12 protein-coding genes and 2 pseudogenes are annotated in these 16,370 nt (G+C 58.1%); 10 read left to right on the forward strand and 4 right to left on the reverse strand.

Features of this window, described 5'->3' with window-relative positions; all coding sequences use genetic code 11:
• Positions 1-221: 221 nt before the first annotated feature.
• On the reverse strand, positions 222-1,208 hold the full coding sequence (locus tag VDP61_RS05610; protein WP_323005955.1) for a DUF2125 domain-containing protein: 987 nt from the start codon (positions 1,206-1,208) through the stop codon (positions 222-224).
• A 66-nt stretch (positions 1,209-1,274) separates the two neighbouring features.
• Here VDP61_RS05610 and VDP61_RS05615 point away from each other — a divergent pair, with 66 nt between their 5' ends.
• From VDP61_RS05615 to VDP61_RS17825, 3 genes and pseudogenes are all read left to right on the forward strand, one after another.
• Positions 1,275-1,820 carry a gamma-glutamylcyclotransferase gene (locus VDP61_RS05615; RefSeq protein ID WP_323005956.1) on the forward strand — a complete coding sequence of 182 codons (546 nt, stop codon included), beginning with the start codon at positions 1,275-1,277 and terminating at the stop codon, positions 1,818-1,820.
• A 67-nt stretch (positions 1,821-1,887) separates the two neighbouring features.
• Positions 1,888-3,091: pseudogene (locus VDP61_RS05620) on the forward strand (biopolymer transporter ExbB).
• A 3-nt stretch (positions 3,092-3,094) separates the two neighbouring features.
• A pseudogene (locus VDP61_RS17825) lies at positions 3,095-5,105 on the forward strand (peptidoglycan -binding protein).
• 226 nt (positions 5,106-5,331) lie between these two features.
• On the opposite strand, the gene clpA reads toward VDP61_RS17825, so the two are convergent.
• Together clpA and gloB are read right to left on the reverse strand one after the other, a co-directional pair.
• On the reverse strand, positions 5,332-7,650 hold the full coding sequence (gene clpA / locus VDP61_RS05635) for an ATP-dependent Clp protease ATP-binding subunit ClpA (protein WP_323005959.1): 2,319 nt from the start codon (positions 7,648-7,650) through the stop codon (positions 5,332-5,334).
• Positions 7,651-7,819: 169 nt separating this feature from the next.
• A complete protein-coding gene (gloB, locus tag VDP61_RS05640; RefSeq protein WP_323005960.1) occupies positions 7,820-8,593 on the reverse strand; it encodes a hydroxyacylglutathione hydrolase in 774 nt (257 codons plus the stop codon).
• 61 nt (positions 8,594-8,654) lie between these two features.
• Here gloB and VDP61_RS05645 point away from each other — a divergent pair, with 61 nt between their 5' ends.
• From VDP61_RS05645 to VDP61_RS05675, 7 genes are all read left to right on the forward strand, one after another.
• A complete protein-coding gene (locus VDP61_RS05645; protein ID WP_323005961.1) occupies positions 8,655-9,428 on the forward strand; it encodes a methyltransferase domain-containing protein in 774 nt (257 codons plus the stop codon).
• Positions 9,429-9,799: 371 nt separating this feature from the next.
• Positions 9,800-10,360, forward strand: coding sequence for a F0F1 ATP synthase subunit delta (locus VDP61_RS05650; protein ID WP_323006044.1), 561 nt, complete (start codon positions 9,800-9,802; stop codon positions 10,358-10,360).
• Entirely contained in the window at positions 10,361-11,899 is a 1,539-nt protein-coding gene (gene atpA / locus VDP61_RS05655; protein ID WP_323005962.1) for a F0F1 ATP synthase subunit alpha, read from the forward strand. It abuts the gene before it with no gap.
• A gap of 12 nt (positions 11,900-11,911) precedes the next feature.
• The gene (locus VDP61_RS05660) at positions 11,912-12,787 is read left to right on the forward strand and encodes a F0F1 ATP synthase subunit gamma (RefSeq protein WP_323005963.1); all 876 of its coding nucleotides are present in this window, start codon (positions 11,912-11,914) and stop codon (positions 12,785-12,787) included.
• A 23-nt stretch (positions 12,788-12,810) separates the two neighbouring features.
• A complete protein-coding gene (gene atpD, locus VDP61_RS05665) occupies positions 12,811-14,247 on the forward strand; it encodes a F0F1 ATP synthase subunit beta (RefSeq protein ID WP_323005964.1) in 1,437 nt (478 codons plus the stop codon).
• Positions 14,248-14,256: 9 nt separating this feature from the next.
• Positions 14,257-14,655: a F0F1 ATP synthase subunit epsilon gene (locus tag VDP61_RS05670; RefSeq protein ID WP_323005965.1), complete on the forward strand. Its 399-nt coding sequence runs from the start codon at positions 14,257-14,259 to the stop codon at positions 14,653-14,655.
• 211 nt (positions 14,656-14,866) lie between these two features.
• Positions 14,867-15,217: an H-type lectin domain-containing protein gene (locus VDP61_RS05675; protein ID WP_323005966.1), complete on the forward strand. Its 351-nt coding sequence runs from the start codon at positions 14,867-14,869 to the stop codon at positions 15,215-15,217.
• Positions 15,218-15,266: 49 nt separating this feature from the next.
• On the opposite strand, the gene VDP61_RS05680 is transcribed toward VDP61_RS05675, so the two are convergent.
• On the reverse strand, positions 15,267-16,283 hold the full coding sequence (locus tag VDP61_RS05680; RefSeq protein ID WP_323005967.1) for a ribose-phosphate pyrophosphokinase: 1,017 nt from the start codon (positions 16,281-16,283) through the stop codon (positions 15,267-15,269).
• Positions 16,284-16,370 lie beyond the last annotated feature (87 nt).

Genomic DNA, 16,370 nt, shown 5'->3' on the forward strand with positions numbered 1-16,370 from the left:
TTTCCACGCGGCAGGTTACAGCGCTTTGGCAAAAAACCTGACTCGTCAACACTCTGTCGCGCTAAACGCTCGGGGGCAGTGGCGATTACAGCGTTTCATCTTTGATTTGGCACAGGGCCTCTCACATAAGGCGTTGAAATCCTTGATTTCAGGCAGCGATATGTGAGGAAGGCGTCAAGGCGAGCCGCTTTGACACTGTATCTTGTATTTCCTGAAACGCTTTAACGCAGGCGTGGCGCGGTGCCGACAGAGAAAGGTCCGAGGCGCGTCAGGCCGTTCTTGAATTGCAGCGGCAGCTCTATGGTTTCCACCCCATCCGACTGTGTTGCCAGAAATTGTGCCGCCTGCTCCCAAGGCTTGCGCTGATCCGGGGGTAAAAGCCCGATTGCCTCGGCGACATCCAGCACGGCGCGCCAGTTTTCCAGGCGCAGCACAAGATCACCTTCGGCAAACCCGGCCGCATCTGCAATCATGCGGCCCTTGGCCGTCACATGCATTGTGCCCCAATCAACACGCAAATCATCCAATTCCAGCGCGGCTATCTGCGGCTGTGTGGCCAACGCCATGCGATCAATCGGGGCGGTAAAGCCCAGATGGGCATCCACCCGGATCATTTCCACCTGCGCAGGCAAAACACCGTCAAACAGCGCCATCAAGCGGGCATCGGGTATCAGATTGCTCAGGTTCAGCCCGAGTTCATGCCAATCCGTCCGGCTTTCATCCAGTCGGGTCGCGAATTGCACGGCCTCGGCCTTTACGGTCCAACCGCTGTCCCCCATGATTTCCAATGCCTCGCCCACCAAGGTCAGACGGTCCAGCGGCAACAAGGATTGTGGCTTTGAAATCACACTGGCCTGCAATTTGGCTGCCCGTATCACCATCGACTCGGGCGGTAGGGCCAGGCGTTGCTCGGTCGGGAAAGCGGCGATCAGATGCCAGGGTTTATAGCTCAGGCTCAGGATCTGAAGGAACGGCGCTTGCCAGGCAAATCCGGTGGCCGGATCGGCAAAGCGCGGCTCTGTCACCGTAAGATCAAAGCGGTTGGGAAAGCCGTGCACTTCCAGCCCGCTATTTGTGGCAAGTTTGCCACTGGCGCGCAGCGTTTCAAACCCGCCCCGTGCCGCCGCTTCAAAGCCGCGCTTGCCGACAAACCAATACCCACCCCAAAGGCAGCCCAAAACCACAATCAGCCCCGTCAACCACCGCATGTCGCCGCCCTCTTTTCATTCCGCCGCATTTGCTGTCTACAAGGGCAAGCAGCGGAGGGCCAGCAGATGCAAAAGCCACTTTGGGTTTTCGGATATGGATCGCTGGTATGGAACCCCGGCTTTCCGGTGGCGGAACAGCGCGTCGCCCGGCTGAATGGCTGGCATCGCAGCTTTTGCATGCGCTCAATCCATCATCGCGGCACGGTCGGTGATCCCGGCCTTGTCCTTGCGCTTGACCGCGCTGCCTCGGCATTTTGTGCAGGTGTGGCCTTTCGTGTGGCGGATGGGGCCGAAGGGGAAACCCTCGGCATCCTGCGTGAGCGTGAGCTGGTTTCATCGGCTTATCTGGAAGATTGGCTGCCCTTGCAGTTTGACGATTGCGCCGAAGTGACGGCGCTGTGCTATGTCATCGACCCCGCGCATGACCAATATTGCACCCTTGCGCTGGAAGAACAGGCGCGGATCATCGCACAGGCGATTGGCGGGCGCGGGCCGAATTACGAGTATCTGTTCAACACCGCGTCCCATCTTGCCAAATTGGGCATCGGGGATAAAGATTTGGAATGGCTCTGTGCCCGTGTGCATCAGTTGCGCGGGCAAGACGCGAAATGATGGTTGGCACCGGGGCTTTACGGCCCTAAGTTAACCCAAAGCAAACCAGAAGGGTCGCACGCGCCGAATGGACAGGACCACCACCGAGGCTGAGTTGTCGTTTACCCACCCGATCCGTCAGATTGTTCTGATGCTGGTCGTGGTCGTGCTTGTTGCCCTTGGCGCTTTCGTGGCGTGGGGGCAATTGTCGGGCGTGTTTTTGGCCAATATCTGGCTGAATGGCTTTATCGCCATGGTGTTCATTTTCGGGATATTGGCTTGTTTTTGGCAGGTGCTGCAGTTGATGCAATCGGTGCGCTGGATTCTTTGGGTTTACCCGCCCGGATCCGCAGGTTCAGCAGGTTCACGCGCCGCGCCTTTTGGCCCCGCTTGCGGCCTTGTTGCGCAGCCGGGGCGCGCGGATGCAGATTTCGGCATCGTCGTCGCGGTCCATCCTCGATTCCGTCGCAACCCGCATTGATGAGGCCCGCGACATTACGCGCTACCTTGTAAATCTGCTGATTTTCTTGGGGCTTTTGGGCACGTTTTACGGCCTGGCCACCACCGTTCCTGCCGTGGTTGAAACCATTCGCAACCTTGCCCCACAAGAGGGCGAAACGGGGATGCAGGTATTTGACAAGCTGATGGGCGGGCTTGAGGCGCAGCTTGGCGGAATGGGAACGGCGTTTTCCTCATCGCTGTTGGGGCTTGCGGGATCCTTGGTCGTGGGCCTGTTGGAACTGTTTGCCAGCCATGGCCAAAACCGCTTCTACCGCGAGTTGGAAGAATGGCTGTCGTCAATCACCCGGCTTGGCTTTTCTGCCGGCGATAGTGAAAGTGGCGATATCGCGGGTCTTGGCGGCGTCATGGACCAGGTGGCGCGCCAGTTGGAAACCCTGCAAAACCTGTTTGTACAGGCCGATCAGTCGCGCAGCCTGGCCGATGACCGGCTGGCAAGCCTGGCCGAAGCGGTCCGGGATCTGTCTGAAAAGGTCCAAAGCGGCAGCCATATCCAGGACCAACTGGCGCAGATTGCGACCACGCAAACCGGGCTTTTGACGCGGATTGCCGAAGTTCAGGAAAGCTATGCACCGATCATCGCCAAATCGGGCGAAGAGGGGCCAGATGCAGAAAACCGGCTGCGTCTACGCTCCATCGACGTGCAATTGCTGCGGATATTGGAAGAGATTTCGGCAGGCCGCCAAGAAAGCGTGGCCGATCTGCGCGCCGATATTGGCGGGCTGACCAACGCCGTTCGGCAACTTTCGCGCAGCGCATCGGGGCGGGGCTAGGCGATGGCACTGAGCCGGCGGTCGGGGCAAAAGATGAACGGCTCTATCTGGCCGGGGTTCGTTGATGCCATGACCGCGCTGTTGCTGGTGTTGATGTTCGTGCTGTCAATTTTCATGATCGTGCAATCGGTGTTGCGCGAAACCATCGACAGCCAGGGGCATGAGCTTGATAGCCTGGCGGCACAGGTCGCGGGGCTTGCGGATGCCTTGGGGCTGGAACGGACCCGCGCCGATGGTCTGGCTGCCGAAGTGGGCCGCTTGGGCGAGGACCTGACAGTGGCGCGGGCCGAAGGCGCTGCACAATCGGCGCTTGTCGCCGCACTTTCGGGGCAATTGACCGAGCGTCAGGCCGAGCTTGACGCAGCCAGCGCCCGCATCAGCAGCTTTGAATTGCAGGTCGCCAGCTTATTGGCCGAACGAGATGCCGCGCGGGGGCAGGCAGCAACCCTGACCGCCGCCGTGTCTGATTTGGAGGCCGCCCAAACCCGGCTGATCACCGAGCAAGAGGCGCTGAACCTTGCGCTTGCCCGCGCCCGCGATGAGATTGACGCGCAATCTGAGGCCGCCCGGCTGGCCGCCGCCCGGCGCGAGGCGCTGGATGCCATGATCGCCGATCTGAAAACCAGGTTGAAGGATGGCGAGGCCAGCCTTGCCGATACGCTTGCGCGACTGGCCGAAGCCGAAGGCACGGCCGAGACTTCGCAGGGCGGAATTGGTGGTCCTCGCCGCACAGCTTGGGGCTGCAACAACGGCGCAGGTTGAAACCACGGCCAAGGCCGAAGCGCTGGCAGCCGAGGTTGCGCAGCTCCAAAAAAAACTCATATTGGCCGAGGCAGCGAGCCAGAATATGGACGAGCTGCGGGGAAGACTGGCCGAAATGGAAGCCGCCCTGACCGATGCCGAGAAAACCAGACTGGCAGAGCTTGCTGCGGCCGAGGTATTGCGACGGCGTTTGGACGGGGTTGAAACCGCGCTGACCCAAGAGCAGGCCGCACTGCTGGCCGAACGTGCCGCGGCCGAGGCGTTGCGCAGCCGGCTGGACGGGGTGCAAGCAGAGCTTGGCGAGGAAGAAAAGGCGCGGCTTGCGGATCTGGCTGCGGCCGAAGCGTTGCGGGCCAAGCTTGCCGCATCTGAGACCGAGCTTACTGCAATGACTTTGGCGCTGGAGGAACAGCGCAAACGTGCCGAAGAAACGCTGACCCTTTTGGCGGCAGCGCAGGCAGCGGCAAACCAATCGGATGCCGAACTGACGGGCAAAGATGCTTTGTTGGCGACGGCCCGCGCGGCTTTGGTGGATGAAGAGGCAAAATCAGCTGAGAATGCCCGGCGCGTCGCCGTTTTGAACGAACAAATCGCAGCGCTTCGCGGCCAGCTTGGCCAGCTTCAGGGGCTTTTGGATGCAGCATCGGCCAAGGACCTGGCGGCAGGGGTTCGGCTTGATACTTTGGGAAGCCAGTTGAACACGGCTTTGGCGCAAGTCGCGGCCGAGCAGAAAAAGCGCGCGGAGCTGGAGGAGGCCGAGCGCAAGCGTTTGCAGGCCGAAACCAAAAAGCTGGAGAACTTTCGATCTGAATTTTTTGGCCAACTGCGAGAGGTTTTGGCCGGACGTGACGGCGTTCGGATTGTGGGTGACCGATTTGTCTTTTCATCCGAGGTGCTGTTTCAGGCCGGTTCGGCCAATCTTGCACCGGAAGGCCAGCGCCAAATTGCAGGAGTCGTTGCTACGCTGCGAGAGGTTTCTGGGCAGATACCGGAGGGGATCGACTGGATTATCCGAGTGGATGGCCATACCGATAATGTACCGCTTTCGGGGCAGGGCGCATTTGCCGACAATTGGGAGTTGAGCCAGGCCCGCGCGCTTTCAGTGGTTCGCTTCATGCAAAACGATCTGGGGTTTCCGCCCGAAAGAATGGCCGCGACAGGGTTTGGCGAGTGGCAGCCCGTTATGTCAGGAGAGTCCGAAGCAGCGCGGGCGCAAAACCGCCGGATTGAATTGAAGCTGACCGAGCGCTGAGGGCAGGGCGGCAGATATGCCTGATTGTGCAATATATTCAGGTAAAAACCCTGGGGCCCGTGTGCCTTGGGCGTTTTCTGTTTTTTGGTTGGCCCCCGCGTGTCCGGGGGCCAATACGGGGGCCATAGCGTTTTGCCTTTGATTTGAACTAAGGCCTGTCACATAACGCATTGAAATCTTTGATTTCAGGCAGCAATAGGTAAGGAAGGCCTCAAGGCAAGGATAGTCACTCTGCCGTCAAGAGCGGGGTTTTTCGCCCTGTTATGCGCGGCTTGCTTGGTTCTTCAAAGCTAAGATCAACCATGCCGTCCTTCATCCCGACCTTGACCACACCACCTTTCATCAGCTTTCCAAAGAGAAGCTCTTCGGCGAGTGGTTTTTTGATGTGCTCCTGGATCACACGGCCCAGTGGACGCGCGCCCATTTTGTCATCATAGCCCTTTTCGCCAAGCCAATTCGCGGCCTCCTCGGACATCTCGATATGGACGTTGCGGTCCAGAAGCTGGGCTTCGAGTTGCAGAACGAATTTTTCAACAACCTGCCGAATAACCTCGCGGCCCAAGGGGGCGAAGCTGATGACCGCGTCAAGTCGGTTGCGGAATTCTGGCGTGAACGTGCGTTCAATGGCAGCGGTATCTTCGCCGGTCCGACGGTCACGGCCAAAACCAATGGCGGATTTGGACATTTCCTGCGCGCCAGCGTTCGAGGTCATGATCAAGATCACATTGCGGAAATCGACGGACCGGCCGTTATGGTCGGTCAGCTTTCCGTGGTCCATGACTTGCAGCAAGATGTTATAGACATCCGGATGCGCCTTTTCCATCTCATCAAGCAGCAAGACGCAATGCGGGTGCTGGTCAACGCCATCGGTCAGCATGCCGCCCTGATCAAAACCGACATAGCCCGGCGGTGCCCCGATCAGGCGGGAAACGGCGTGTTTCTCCATATATTCCGACATATCGAAGCGTAGCAGTTCCACCCCCAAAGTGTTGGCGAGTTGCTTGGCCACTTCGGTTTTACCAACGCCGGTTGGGCCCGCAAACAGGTAGTTTCCGATTGGCTTTTCCGGCTCACGCAGGCCAGCACGCGCCAGTTTGATTGCCGAGGCCAGCGCGACGATTGCCTTGTCTTGGCCAAACACCACACGCTTGAGCGACTTTTCCAGATCACGAAGCACCTCTGCATCATCTTTCGATACGTTTTTGGCAGGGATGCGCGCGATTTTGGCAACCACGGCTTCGATCTCTTTTGTGCCGATGGTTTTGCGACGTTTGGATTCGGTGACAAGGTGCTGTGCGGCACCAGCCTCATCTATCACGTCGATCGCAGAATCAGGAAGCTTGCGGTCATTGATGTAACGCGCGGCCAATTCCACCGCCGATTTGATCGCGTCGGCAGTGTAGCGCAGGTCGTGATGTTCCTCAAAATGCGGTTTTAGCCCCATAAGGATCTTGATTGCATCTGGAACCGAGGGTTCATTCACGTCGATTTTCTGGAAACGGCGCGCAAGCGCGCGGTCTTTTTCAAAATGTTGGCGGAACTCTTTATAGGTGGTGGAGCCCATGGTGCGCAGCTTTCCACCCTGAAGGGCTGGTTTCAGCAGGTTCGAGGCATCCATAGCCCCGCCAGAGGTCGCACCCGCGCCGATGATGGTGTGGATTTCGTCGATAAAGAGAACCGCGTCGGGATGATCTTCGGTCTCTTTGATAACGGCCTTCAGGCGTTCTTCAAAGTCGCCGCGATAGCGCGTTCCGGCAAGCAGGGCCCCCATGTCGAGACTGTAGATAGTGGTTTTCGACAGGATTTCGGGCGTTTCACCCCGCACGATTTTCCAGGCCAGACCTTCCGCTATTGCGGTTTTGCCAACGCCGGGGTCACCCACCAGAAGCGGGTTGTTTTTGCGGCGGCGGCACAGCACCTGAATGCAGCGCTCTACCTCTGCCTCGCGGCCGATCAGCGGGTCAACATCACCCTTTATGGCTTTGACATTAAGATCAACGCAGTATTTTGACAACGCCGATTCCTTGGCTTCCCCCGCCTCACCTTTCGGGGTTTCCATATGGTCTTCGGCACCCGTGATCGGGCGTGCCTCGCCGTAAGCGGGGTCTTTGGCGACGCCATGCGCGATGAAGTTTACGGCGTCATAGCGGGTCATATCCTGCTCTTGCAAGAAATAGGCGGCGTTGGATTCGCGTTCGGCAAAAATCGCGACCAGCACGTTTGCGCCGGTAACCTCATTGCGACCAGATGATTGCACATGGATCGCGGCGCGCTGGATGACGCGCTGGAACGCGGCTGTCGGTACGGCCTCGGACCCGTCCACATCTGTGGTCAGGGTCGACAGATCATCATCAATGAAATCGACCAGGGTTTTGCGTAATTCTTTCAGATCAACCGAGCAGGCCTGCATCACGCGGGCCGCATCGGGTTCATCAAGCAGCGCCAGAAGCAAATGTTCCAGCGTGGCGAGTTCGTGGCGACGTGCATTGGCCAGTGCCAAAGCGCCGTGGATTGCCTGTTCTAGCGTCGTGGAAAATGATGGCACGGTTTTGTGCTCCTCGTGTTCTGCTGGCTTTCGGGCGCGTTACCCGTTGACCATGGCCCCATACTGTTAAGGTTCGGTTTTATTTCGGCGGCTTCAAGTCTTATTTCCGATTATTTACGCTTTCTGTCGCTTCCGTTGGAAAAAGTGATCGGTTGCGCAGACGGGGCGATCAGAATTTGTCTTTTCGTGCCCGGATTTCGGTGAATACGTCGACAGGTGCAGCGTGGGCCATGCCCAAGGCAGCCTTCATGTCGGGGTTGGGGGCGCGGAGGAACGGATTGGTTTTACGTTCTTGTGCCAGTTCGGTCGGGAGCGTGGGCTTGCCTGCTTTGCGCAAATCCGCCGCCCGCTCTGCCAGTAAGATAAGCTGCGGATTTTCCGGTTCAAGGGACAAAGCGAAACGGATATTGCTTGCGGTATATTCATGGCCGGAAAAAAGCAGGGTCGCATCGGGCAGGGGGGCAAGCTTTTGCAGGCTGGCCCACATTTGCGCCGGCGTTCCCTCGAACAAGCGTCCACAGCCCATGACCATCAGGCTATCACCCGAAAACAGCGCCTGTGTGGTGGGAAAGTGAAAGGCGATATGGCCAAGGGTGTGGCCGGACACGTCAAAAATCTGCACCTCTTCGCCGCAGATTGTCACGGTTTGCCCATCGGCCAGGGCGTGATCAAGGGGCGGCAGACGGTGCGCATCGGCACCCGCGCCCCAGATCCGTGGCCTGTCGGTCAGGCCCGCCAGAAGATCGGGCAAACCGTCGACGTGGTCCCAGTGATGATGGGTCAGCAACACGTCGGTCAGGCACCAACCCCGCGTTGACAGCGCTGCAAGAATGGGGGCCGCCTCGGGTACATCGACCAAAGCGGTGTCGCCGGTGGCGGGGTTGTGAATCAGAAAGGCGTAGTTATCTGACAAGCAAGGAATGGTAATCAGGTCAAGTGCCATGGTCTTTTGCCTTTCTTTAGGTATGGTCAGGTAACTTCGCCCGAAAAAGGCCCCGGCTGCAATGCATCTTGACGTACTCGACCTTCGCGATTTTTACTACCGGACCAAATTGGGCCGGGTGGCGCAGCGTGCAATCCGCGATACGGTGGTGCGGATGTGGCCAAGCGCGGGCGGGCAAACCATGGCGGGGTTCGGTTTTGCCGCGCCTTTGATGCGGCCTTATCTGGCCGATGCGCGCCGGGTGGTGGCCTTGATGCCTGCGCAGCAAGGGGTGATGCCTTGGCCTGCGGGCATGATGAATGTGTCGGTGCTGTGCGAGGAAACCGCCTGGCCCCTGACGACGGGCATCGTGGATCGGTTGATCTTGATGCATGGGCTGGAAACATCCGAGCATCCCTCGGCGGTGCTGGACGAAGCTGCGCGGGTTTTGGGGCCGGGGGGCAAGGCGTTGTTTGTTGTGCCGTCCCGGTCGGGGCTGTGGGCGCGGCGCGATGGCACCCCCTTTGGCTTTGGCCGTCCGTTTTCAATGGGGCAGTTGGAGGCCCAGTTGCAGCGTCATAATTTTGTGGTCGAGCGCAGCGCTTCGGCACTGTATGCGCCGCCCTCGGCGCATCCGTTCTGGCTGCGCACATCGGATTTCTTTGAACGTAACGGCCGGCGGTTTGCACCGTTTTTGGCCGGTGGCGTGCTGATGGTTGAAGTCTCCAAGCAGCACAGGGCAGCAAGGCCCGGTGGGCTGGGTGCTGTGGTACGCCGCCCGCTGCGGGTGCTGGAGGGCATGGGGCAAGGCGCGCCAGAGCCCGCGTTGCGCGATGGCGGCGATCAGACCGGCTGAATGGTGCAGATATGTTCGTATCAGCCCAAGAATCAGCGACCTTGTCGGCACGAATGGCCCGCGCGACACGGCGGAATTCTGGTTGCAAAAGCAATACAGGCTGAATGTGATGCCTGGACCGCTGCGACGACCGCCCGAAACGCAGGCACAAGGCCCGATTTTGATGGCCAATCCCTGCGCTGCGCGGCACTGTTGTGCCATGTTAGCGCCCTTCACGTGCAATTTACCTTTTCTTGACGGTTGCGGCAGAAATCCGCCTCTGCTACACCGCTTCAAAATTCAGGCGCATGCATAAGTATGCGCCTTGGGATGCTCTTGTGTCGTGCGTTGAAGATGCGCTGCGGTACGGGGCTTATTTCGGAAGGGATGACGTGTCAGAATCAGCTTCGATCTCCTCCGGCATTGCTGCCCGCTACGCCACCGCTCTTTTTGAGTTGGCGAAGGAAAGCAAGAGCCTCAAGGCGTTGGAGGGCGACATTGATGCCCTTGATGCCGCCTTGCACAGCTCTGCCGACCTGAGGGCCTTGATTGCCTCGCCGGTTTATAGCCGCGACGATCAGGCGGGTGCGATTGCCGCGATTGCAAACAAGATGGGTTTATCAACCCTGATGGGCAACACATTGGCATTGATGGCGTCAAAGCGCCGTCTCTTTGTGCTGCCGCACCTGACCAGCATTGTGCATGATTTGATCAGCAGTGAGAAAGGCGAGGTGACCGCCGAGGTTACATCCGCCGCCAAGCTGAGCGCTGCACAGGCCAAAGAACTCGCCGCGACGCTGAAAGCGCGTGTCGGCAAGGATGTGAAACTGAAAACCGCTGTCGATGAATCCCTCATCGGTGGTCTGATCGTCAAGCTGGGCTCCACCATGATCGACACCTCGGTCAAGGCGCAGCTCGCGGCACTCCAGAATGCAATGAAAGAGGTCGGATAAATGGGTATCCAAGCAGCTGAAATTTCTGCGATCCTGAAGGACCAGATCAAGAACTTCGGCAAGGATGCCGAAGTTTCCGAGGTCGGTCGGGTTTTGAGCGTTGGCGATGGTATCGCCCGCGTTCACGGGCTGGACAAGGTTCAGGCCGGTGAGATGGTCGAATTCCCCGGTGGTATCCGCGGCATGGCCTTGAACCTTGAAGTTGATAACGTCGGTATCGTTATTTTCGGCGATGACCGTTCGATCAAGGAAGGCGACACGGTAAAACGTACCAAGTCCATCGTGGACGTTCCGGTGGGCGATGAGCTGCTGGGCCGCGTTGTTGACGGCTTGGGCAACCCGATTGACGGCAAAGGCCCGCTTGGCACAACCAAGCGCGCGATTGCGGACGTGAAGGCGCCCGGCATCATTCCGCGCCAGTCGGTGCATGAGCCGATGGCAACCGGCCTGAAATCGGTGGACGCGATGATTCCGGTTGGCCGTGGCCAGCGCGAGTTGATCATTGGCGACCGTCAGACCGGCAAAACCGCGATTGCGCTTGATACCATTCTGAACCAGCAGTCCTATAACAAGGCCGCTGGCGATGATGAAAGCAAGAAGCTGTATTGCGTTTATGTGGCGATTGGGCAAAAGCGCTCGACCGTGGCGCAGTTGGTGAAGAAGCTGGAAGAAACCGGCGCGATTGCCTATACAATCGTGGTGGCTGCAACCGCATCCGACCCGGCACCGATGCAGTTCTTGGCACCCTATGCCGCGACCTCGATTGCCGAGTATTTCCGTGACAATGGCCGCCATGCCCTGATCATCTATGATGACTTGTCCAAGCAGGCTGTGTCTTATCGTCAGATGTCGTTGTTGCTGCGCCGCCCACCAGGGCGCGAGGCCTATCCGGGCGACGTTTTCTATCTGCACTCCCGCCTGTTGGAGCGGTCGTCGAAACTCAACGCCGATCATGGTTCGGGTTCGCTGACGGCGCTGCCGATCATTGAAACCCAGGGCGGCGACGTTTCGGCGTTTATTCCGACCAACGTGATTTCGATCACCGACGGCCAGATTTTCCTTGAGACAGAACTGTTCTATCAGGGCATTCGTCCGGCTGTGAACACCGGTCTGTCGGTGTCGCGGGTTGGGTCTTCGGCGCAAACGGATGCGATGAAATCGGTTGCTGGCCCGGTAAAGCTGGAATTGGCGCAATACCGCGAAATGGCGGCCTTTGCACAGTTTGGGTCCGACCTTGATGCCTCGACCCAGGCTTTGCTGAACCGTGGCGCGCGTTTGACCGAATTGATGAAGCAGCCACAATATTCGCCGCTGACCGGCGCGGAAATTGTTTGCGTCATCTTCGCAGGCACCAAGGGCTACCTGGACAAGATCCCGGTCAATTCCGTGGGCCGCTATGAGGCGGGCTTGCTCAAGCATTTGCGTTCCAACCATGCAGATCTGTTGGCCGATATCACCAACAATGACCGCAAGGTGAAGGGCGAGCTTGAAGACAAGATCAAAGCCGCGCTGAACGCTTATGCCAAAGATTTCGCCTAAAGGGGTAGGTCAATGCCGAGCCTAAAGGACTTAAAAAACAAGATCACGAGTATCAAGAATACTCGCAAGATCACCAAAGCCATGCAGATGGTTGCTGCGGCAAAACTTCGCCGCGCGCAGGAAGCTGCCGAAGCGGGTCGGCCCTATGCCGAACGGATGAACGCCGTTATGGCGGGGTTATCGGCCTCGGTCGCCACCTCTGACTCTGCGCCCCGACTGCTTGCCGGGACGGGGAGCGACAAGGTGCATCTGCTGGTGGTGATGACGGCCGAACGCGGGCTTTGCGGCGGCTTCAACTCTACCATCGTGCGGCTTGCACGGGTAAAGGCGAACGAACTGCTGGCGCAAGGCAAGACGGTCAAGATTTTGACCGTCGGCAAAAAAGGCCGGGAACAGTTGCGGCGCGACCTTGGGGCGCATCTGATTGGTCACGTTGACCTGTCAGAGGTGAAACGGGTGGGCTATGCCCAGGCGCAGATGATCTCCAAGGATATTCTTGCGCGCTTTGACGCGGGCGAGTTTGACGTGGCAACGATCTTCTTCAACCGCTTCCAGTCGGTGATCAGCCAGGTTCCGACCGCACAGCAGGTCATCCCCGCGAAATATGACGCGGTAGAGGCCGGAGGCGCGACCGCTTTGTACGATTACGAGCCGTCAGAGGAAGGCATCCTTGCCGATCTTTTGCCGCGCGGTGTGGCGACGCAAGTTTTCACCGCTTTGCTTGAAAACGGGGCCTCGGAACAGGGTGCCCGGATGAGTGCGATGGACAACGCGACCCGCAACGCAGGCGATATGATCGACAAATATACGACGATCTACAACCGCTCGCGTCAGGCTGCGATCACCAAAGAACTTATCGAAATCATCTCGGGCGCTGAGGCGCTCTGACCCGCTTAACGGAGATTTGACACATGGCGAAAGCACCAACAAAGGCCGCAGGCAAGATTACGCAGGTAATCGGCGCGGTTGTGGACGTGCAGTTTGAGGGTGACCTGCCGGCCATTCTGAACGCACTTGAAACAACCAACAACGGCAAGAAACTGATCCTCGAAGTGGCGCAGCACCTTGGCGAAAGCACTGTTCGCACCATTGCGATGGACGCGACCGAAGGCTTGGTTCGTGGCGAAGGCGTGACCGATACCGGCGCACCGATTTCGGTTCCGGTTGGATCGGCCACTTTGGGCCGTATCATGAACGTAACCGGCGATCCGGTTGACGAAAAAGGCCCGGTCAACTCGAAAGAGCGCCGCTCGATCCATGGTGAGGCGCCCAGCTTTGCCGAGCAGTCGACCGAAACCCAGATCCTTGTGACCGGCATCAAGGTTATCGACCTGTTGGCACCCTATACCAAGGGCGGCAAAATTGGTCTGTTTGGTGGTGCGGGCGTTGGCAAGACCGTTTTGATCATGGAATTGATCAACAACATCGCCAAAGTACACTCGGGCGTGTCGGTGTTTGCGGGCGTGGGCGAGCGGACGCGGGAAGGCAACGACCTGTATCACGAGATGATCGAATCGGGCGTTATCGTTCCCGATGATCTGGAAAAGTCGAAAATCGCGCTGGTTTATGGCCAGATGAACGAGCCTCCTGGCGCGCGTATGCGGGTGGCTTTGTCGGGCTTGACGCTGGCCGAGCAGTTCCGTGACGATACGGGTTCGGACGTTTTGTTCTTTGTTGACAACATCTTCCGCTTTACCCAAGCGGGTTCGGAAGTGTCGGCGCTGCTGGGTCGTATTCCATCCGCCGTGGGCTATCAGCCGACGCTGGCAACCGACATGGGCGCGATGCAGGAACGCATCACCTCGACCAAGAACGGCTCGATCACCTCGGTTCAGGCCGTCTATGTTCCTGCCGATGACCTTACCGACCCTGCACCGGCGACATCCTTTGCCCACTTGGACGCGACGACAGTTCTCGACCGCTCGATCTCGGAAAAAGGGATCTATCCGGCTGTGGATCCGCTGGGTTCCACCTCGCGTCTGCTTGACCCGCTGATCATCGGCGAAGAGCATTACAGCGTGGCGACATCTGTCCAGCAGATTTTGCAGCGCTACAAGTCGTTGCAGGATATCATCGCGATTTTGGGTATGGACGAATTGTCGGAAGATGACAAAGTTGCCGTGGCCCGTGCGCGCAAGATCGAGCGTTTCCTGAGCCAGCCGTTTGACGTGGCCAAGGTATTTACCGGCGCAGACGGCAAGCAGGTGCCTTTGGAAGAAACCATTGCCTCGTTCAAGGCGGTTGTGGCCGGTGAATATGACCATCTGCCAGAAGCGGCCTTCTATATGGTTGGTGGCATTGAAGAAGTGATCGCCAAAGCGCAGCGTCTTGCTGCGGCTGCGGCATAAGGGGGCAACATGGCCGCGACTGTGCAATTCGATCTTGTGTCACCGGAAAAGCGGCTTGCCTCATTTCAGGCGACCGAGGTGCAAATTCCGGGCGCTAATGGCGATCTGACGGCGATGGAGGGGCATGCCCCCACCATCACCACCCTGCGTCCGGGGATTTTGAAAGCGATTGGCGCTGATACGACCTTGGCATTTGCTGTAACCGGCGGTTTTGCCGAGATTACGGCAGCGGGCGTCTCTGTACTTGCCGAGCAGGCTATTGCTGTCGATGATTTGTCTGGCACCATGCTGGACGCGATGATCGAACAGGCCCGCGAATTGGCATCTATGGCGCTGCCCGAGGACAAGGATGCCGCAGAAAAACTGGTCCAGGATATGATGGTTTTGCGCAATCACCAAGCGCATTAAGAAAATCATGTAAACGCAAGACGGCCCCGAAGTTTTCGGGGCCGTTTTCATTCCAGGCGGTATTTTTTCAATACCTGCAAAATTATGCCTTTTTTCACGGTTAAAAGATATTGCGTGAGTTGGCTTGGGTCATGAATTATGATTCCTAGATATTTAGATTAACAGCTTGTACACGCGCGGGGGGATCAAGCTGAAAATGGGGCATTTGGCTATGAAACGATTTTCTGCTCATACGATGGGTGTTCAGCAGGGCTCACGCGTATTGTTCTCTGATTTTGCGGATGGTGGCGCAATGTGGACCGGGCAGGGCCCCCGCGAAAGCCGCTATCGTGTACAATTTCCCGAGACGTTTATGGGCGAGCCAGCGGTCACCGTGTCAATTTCGATGTGGGATATGGACCAAAAAAGCAATTCCCGTGCCGATATTTCGACCCAAGAGGTCACAGCCGAGGGGTTTTACCTGGTTTTCAAAACCTGGGGCGACACGCGGGTCGCACGGATCCGGGCGGATTGGATGGCGATTGGCCGGGTAAAAGATGAGGATGATTGGGATCTGTATTAAGCAGAAAAAGCGGGGGGCGGTGGATGATCAGCCACCGCCGGTTTGCGCCTCAGCTGCGATACATGCCTTCATAAATCGGGCTTAGGGTTTCGGTTTCGAAAAGCGATGAGACCGAGGTACCGTTCCAGATGTTGAGAATTGCCTGCGCAAATATCGGTGCGGTCGGGACGATGCGGATGTTCTTGCAGGTCTTCACGGCCTCTGAAGGTGCGATGGAATCGGTGATTACCAGTGATTTCATCACGGAATTGGTCACACGCTCTACGGCCGGGCCGGACATCACACCATGGGTGATATAGGCGTGAACCTCGGAGGCGCCGTTTTCCATCAGCACTTCGGCGGCTTTGCACAGGGTTCCTGCCGTGTCGCACATATCGTCGACGATGATGCATTTCTTGCCTGCCACGTCGCCAATGATCGTCATTTCGGCGACTTCGCCTGCCTTTTCACGGCGTTTATCGACGATGGATAGCGGCGCGCTGATGCGTTTGGCCAGTTCCCGCGCACGGGCAACGCCGCCGACATCGGGCGACACCACCATCATATCCGACATGCAGCCGTTGAACTGCGCCATGATGTCCAGTGCGAAAATCGGCGAGGCGTAGAGGTTATCCACGGGAATATCAAAAAATCCCTGGATTTGCGCCGCGTGCAGATCCAGCGTCAGAACCCGTTCAATCCCGGCTTCTACCATCATATTCGCGACAAGTTTGGCCGAAATAGGGGTGCGGGCCTTGGTGCGCCGATCTTGGCGGGCATAGCCGAAATAGGGAATCACAGCCGTGATGCGGGCCGCAGATGACCGGCGCAGCGCATCGGTCATGATCAGCAATTCCATCAGGTTGTCATTGGCAGGGTTGGACGTGGGCTGGATGATGAACATATCCTCGCCGCGCACATTTTCAAAAACCTCGACGAAAATCTCACCATCGTTGAAGCGTTCTACCCGCGCGTCGACCAGCCCCACGCTCATACCCCGGTGTAGCGACATCCGCCGGGCAATGGCAGTGGCCAAGGGCATGTTCGCATTGCCGGAAATCAACTTGGGTTCATTGAGGGTGGCCATGGGGATGTCCTTTGAGCGGTGATCTGGTGGGATTCGGGCTGGCGTTGACACCGCTTACCATCGGGCTAGGGTCTTGAAAACCGTGCT

This window comes from Pseudorhodobacter sp., assembly GCF_034675685.1.
Lineage (GTDB): Bacteria > Pseudomonadota > Alphaproteobacteria > Rhodobacterales > Rhodobacteraceae > Pseudorhodobacter.

Coding starts and splice junctions, on each gene's coding strand:
- VDP61_RS05610 (WP_323005955.1), bottom strand. CDS start 1,208: ATGCGGTGGTTGACGGGGCTGATTGTGGTTTTGGGCTGCCTTTGGGGT.
- VDP61_RS05615 (WP_323005956.1), top strand. CDS start 1,275: ATGCAAAAGCCACTTTGGGTTTTCGGATATGGATCGCTGGTATGGAAC.
- gloB (WP_323005960.1), bottom strand. CDS start 8,593: ATGGCACTTGACCTGATTACCATTCCTTGCTTGTCAGATAACTACGCC.
- VDP61_RS05645 (WP_323005961.1), top strand. CDS start 8,655: ATGCATCTTGACGTACTCGACCTTCGCGATTTTTACTACCGGACCAAA.
- atpA (WP_323005962.1), top strand. CDS start 10,361: ATGGGTATCCAAGCAGCTGAAATTTCTGCGATCCTGAAGGACCAGATC.
- VDP61_RS05660 (WP_323005963.1), top strand. CDS start 11,912: ATGCCGAGCCTAAAGGACTTAAAAAACAAGATCACGAGTATCAAGAAT.
- atpD (WP_323005964.1), top strand. CDS start 12,811: ATGGCGAAAGCACCAACAAAGGCCGCAGGCAAGATTACGCAGGTAATC.
- VDP61_RS05670 (WP_323005965.1), top strand. CDS start 14,257: ATGGCCGCGACTGTGCAATTCGATCTTGTGTCACCGGAAAAGCGGCTT.
- VDP61_RS05675 (WP_323005966.1), top strand. CDS start 14,867: ATGAAACGATTTTCTGCTCATACGATGGGTGTTCAGCAGGGCTCACGC.
- VDP61_RS05680 (WP_323005967.1), bottom strand. CDS start 16,283: ATGGCCACCCTCAATGAACCCAAGTTGATTTCCGGCAATGCGAACATG.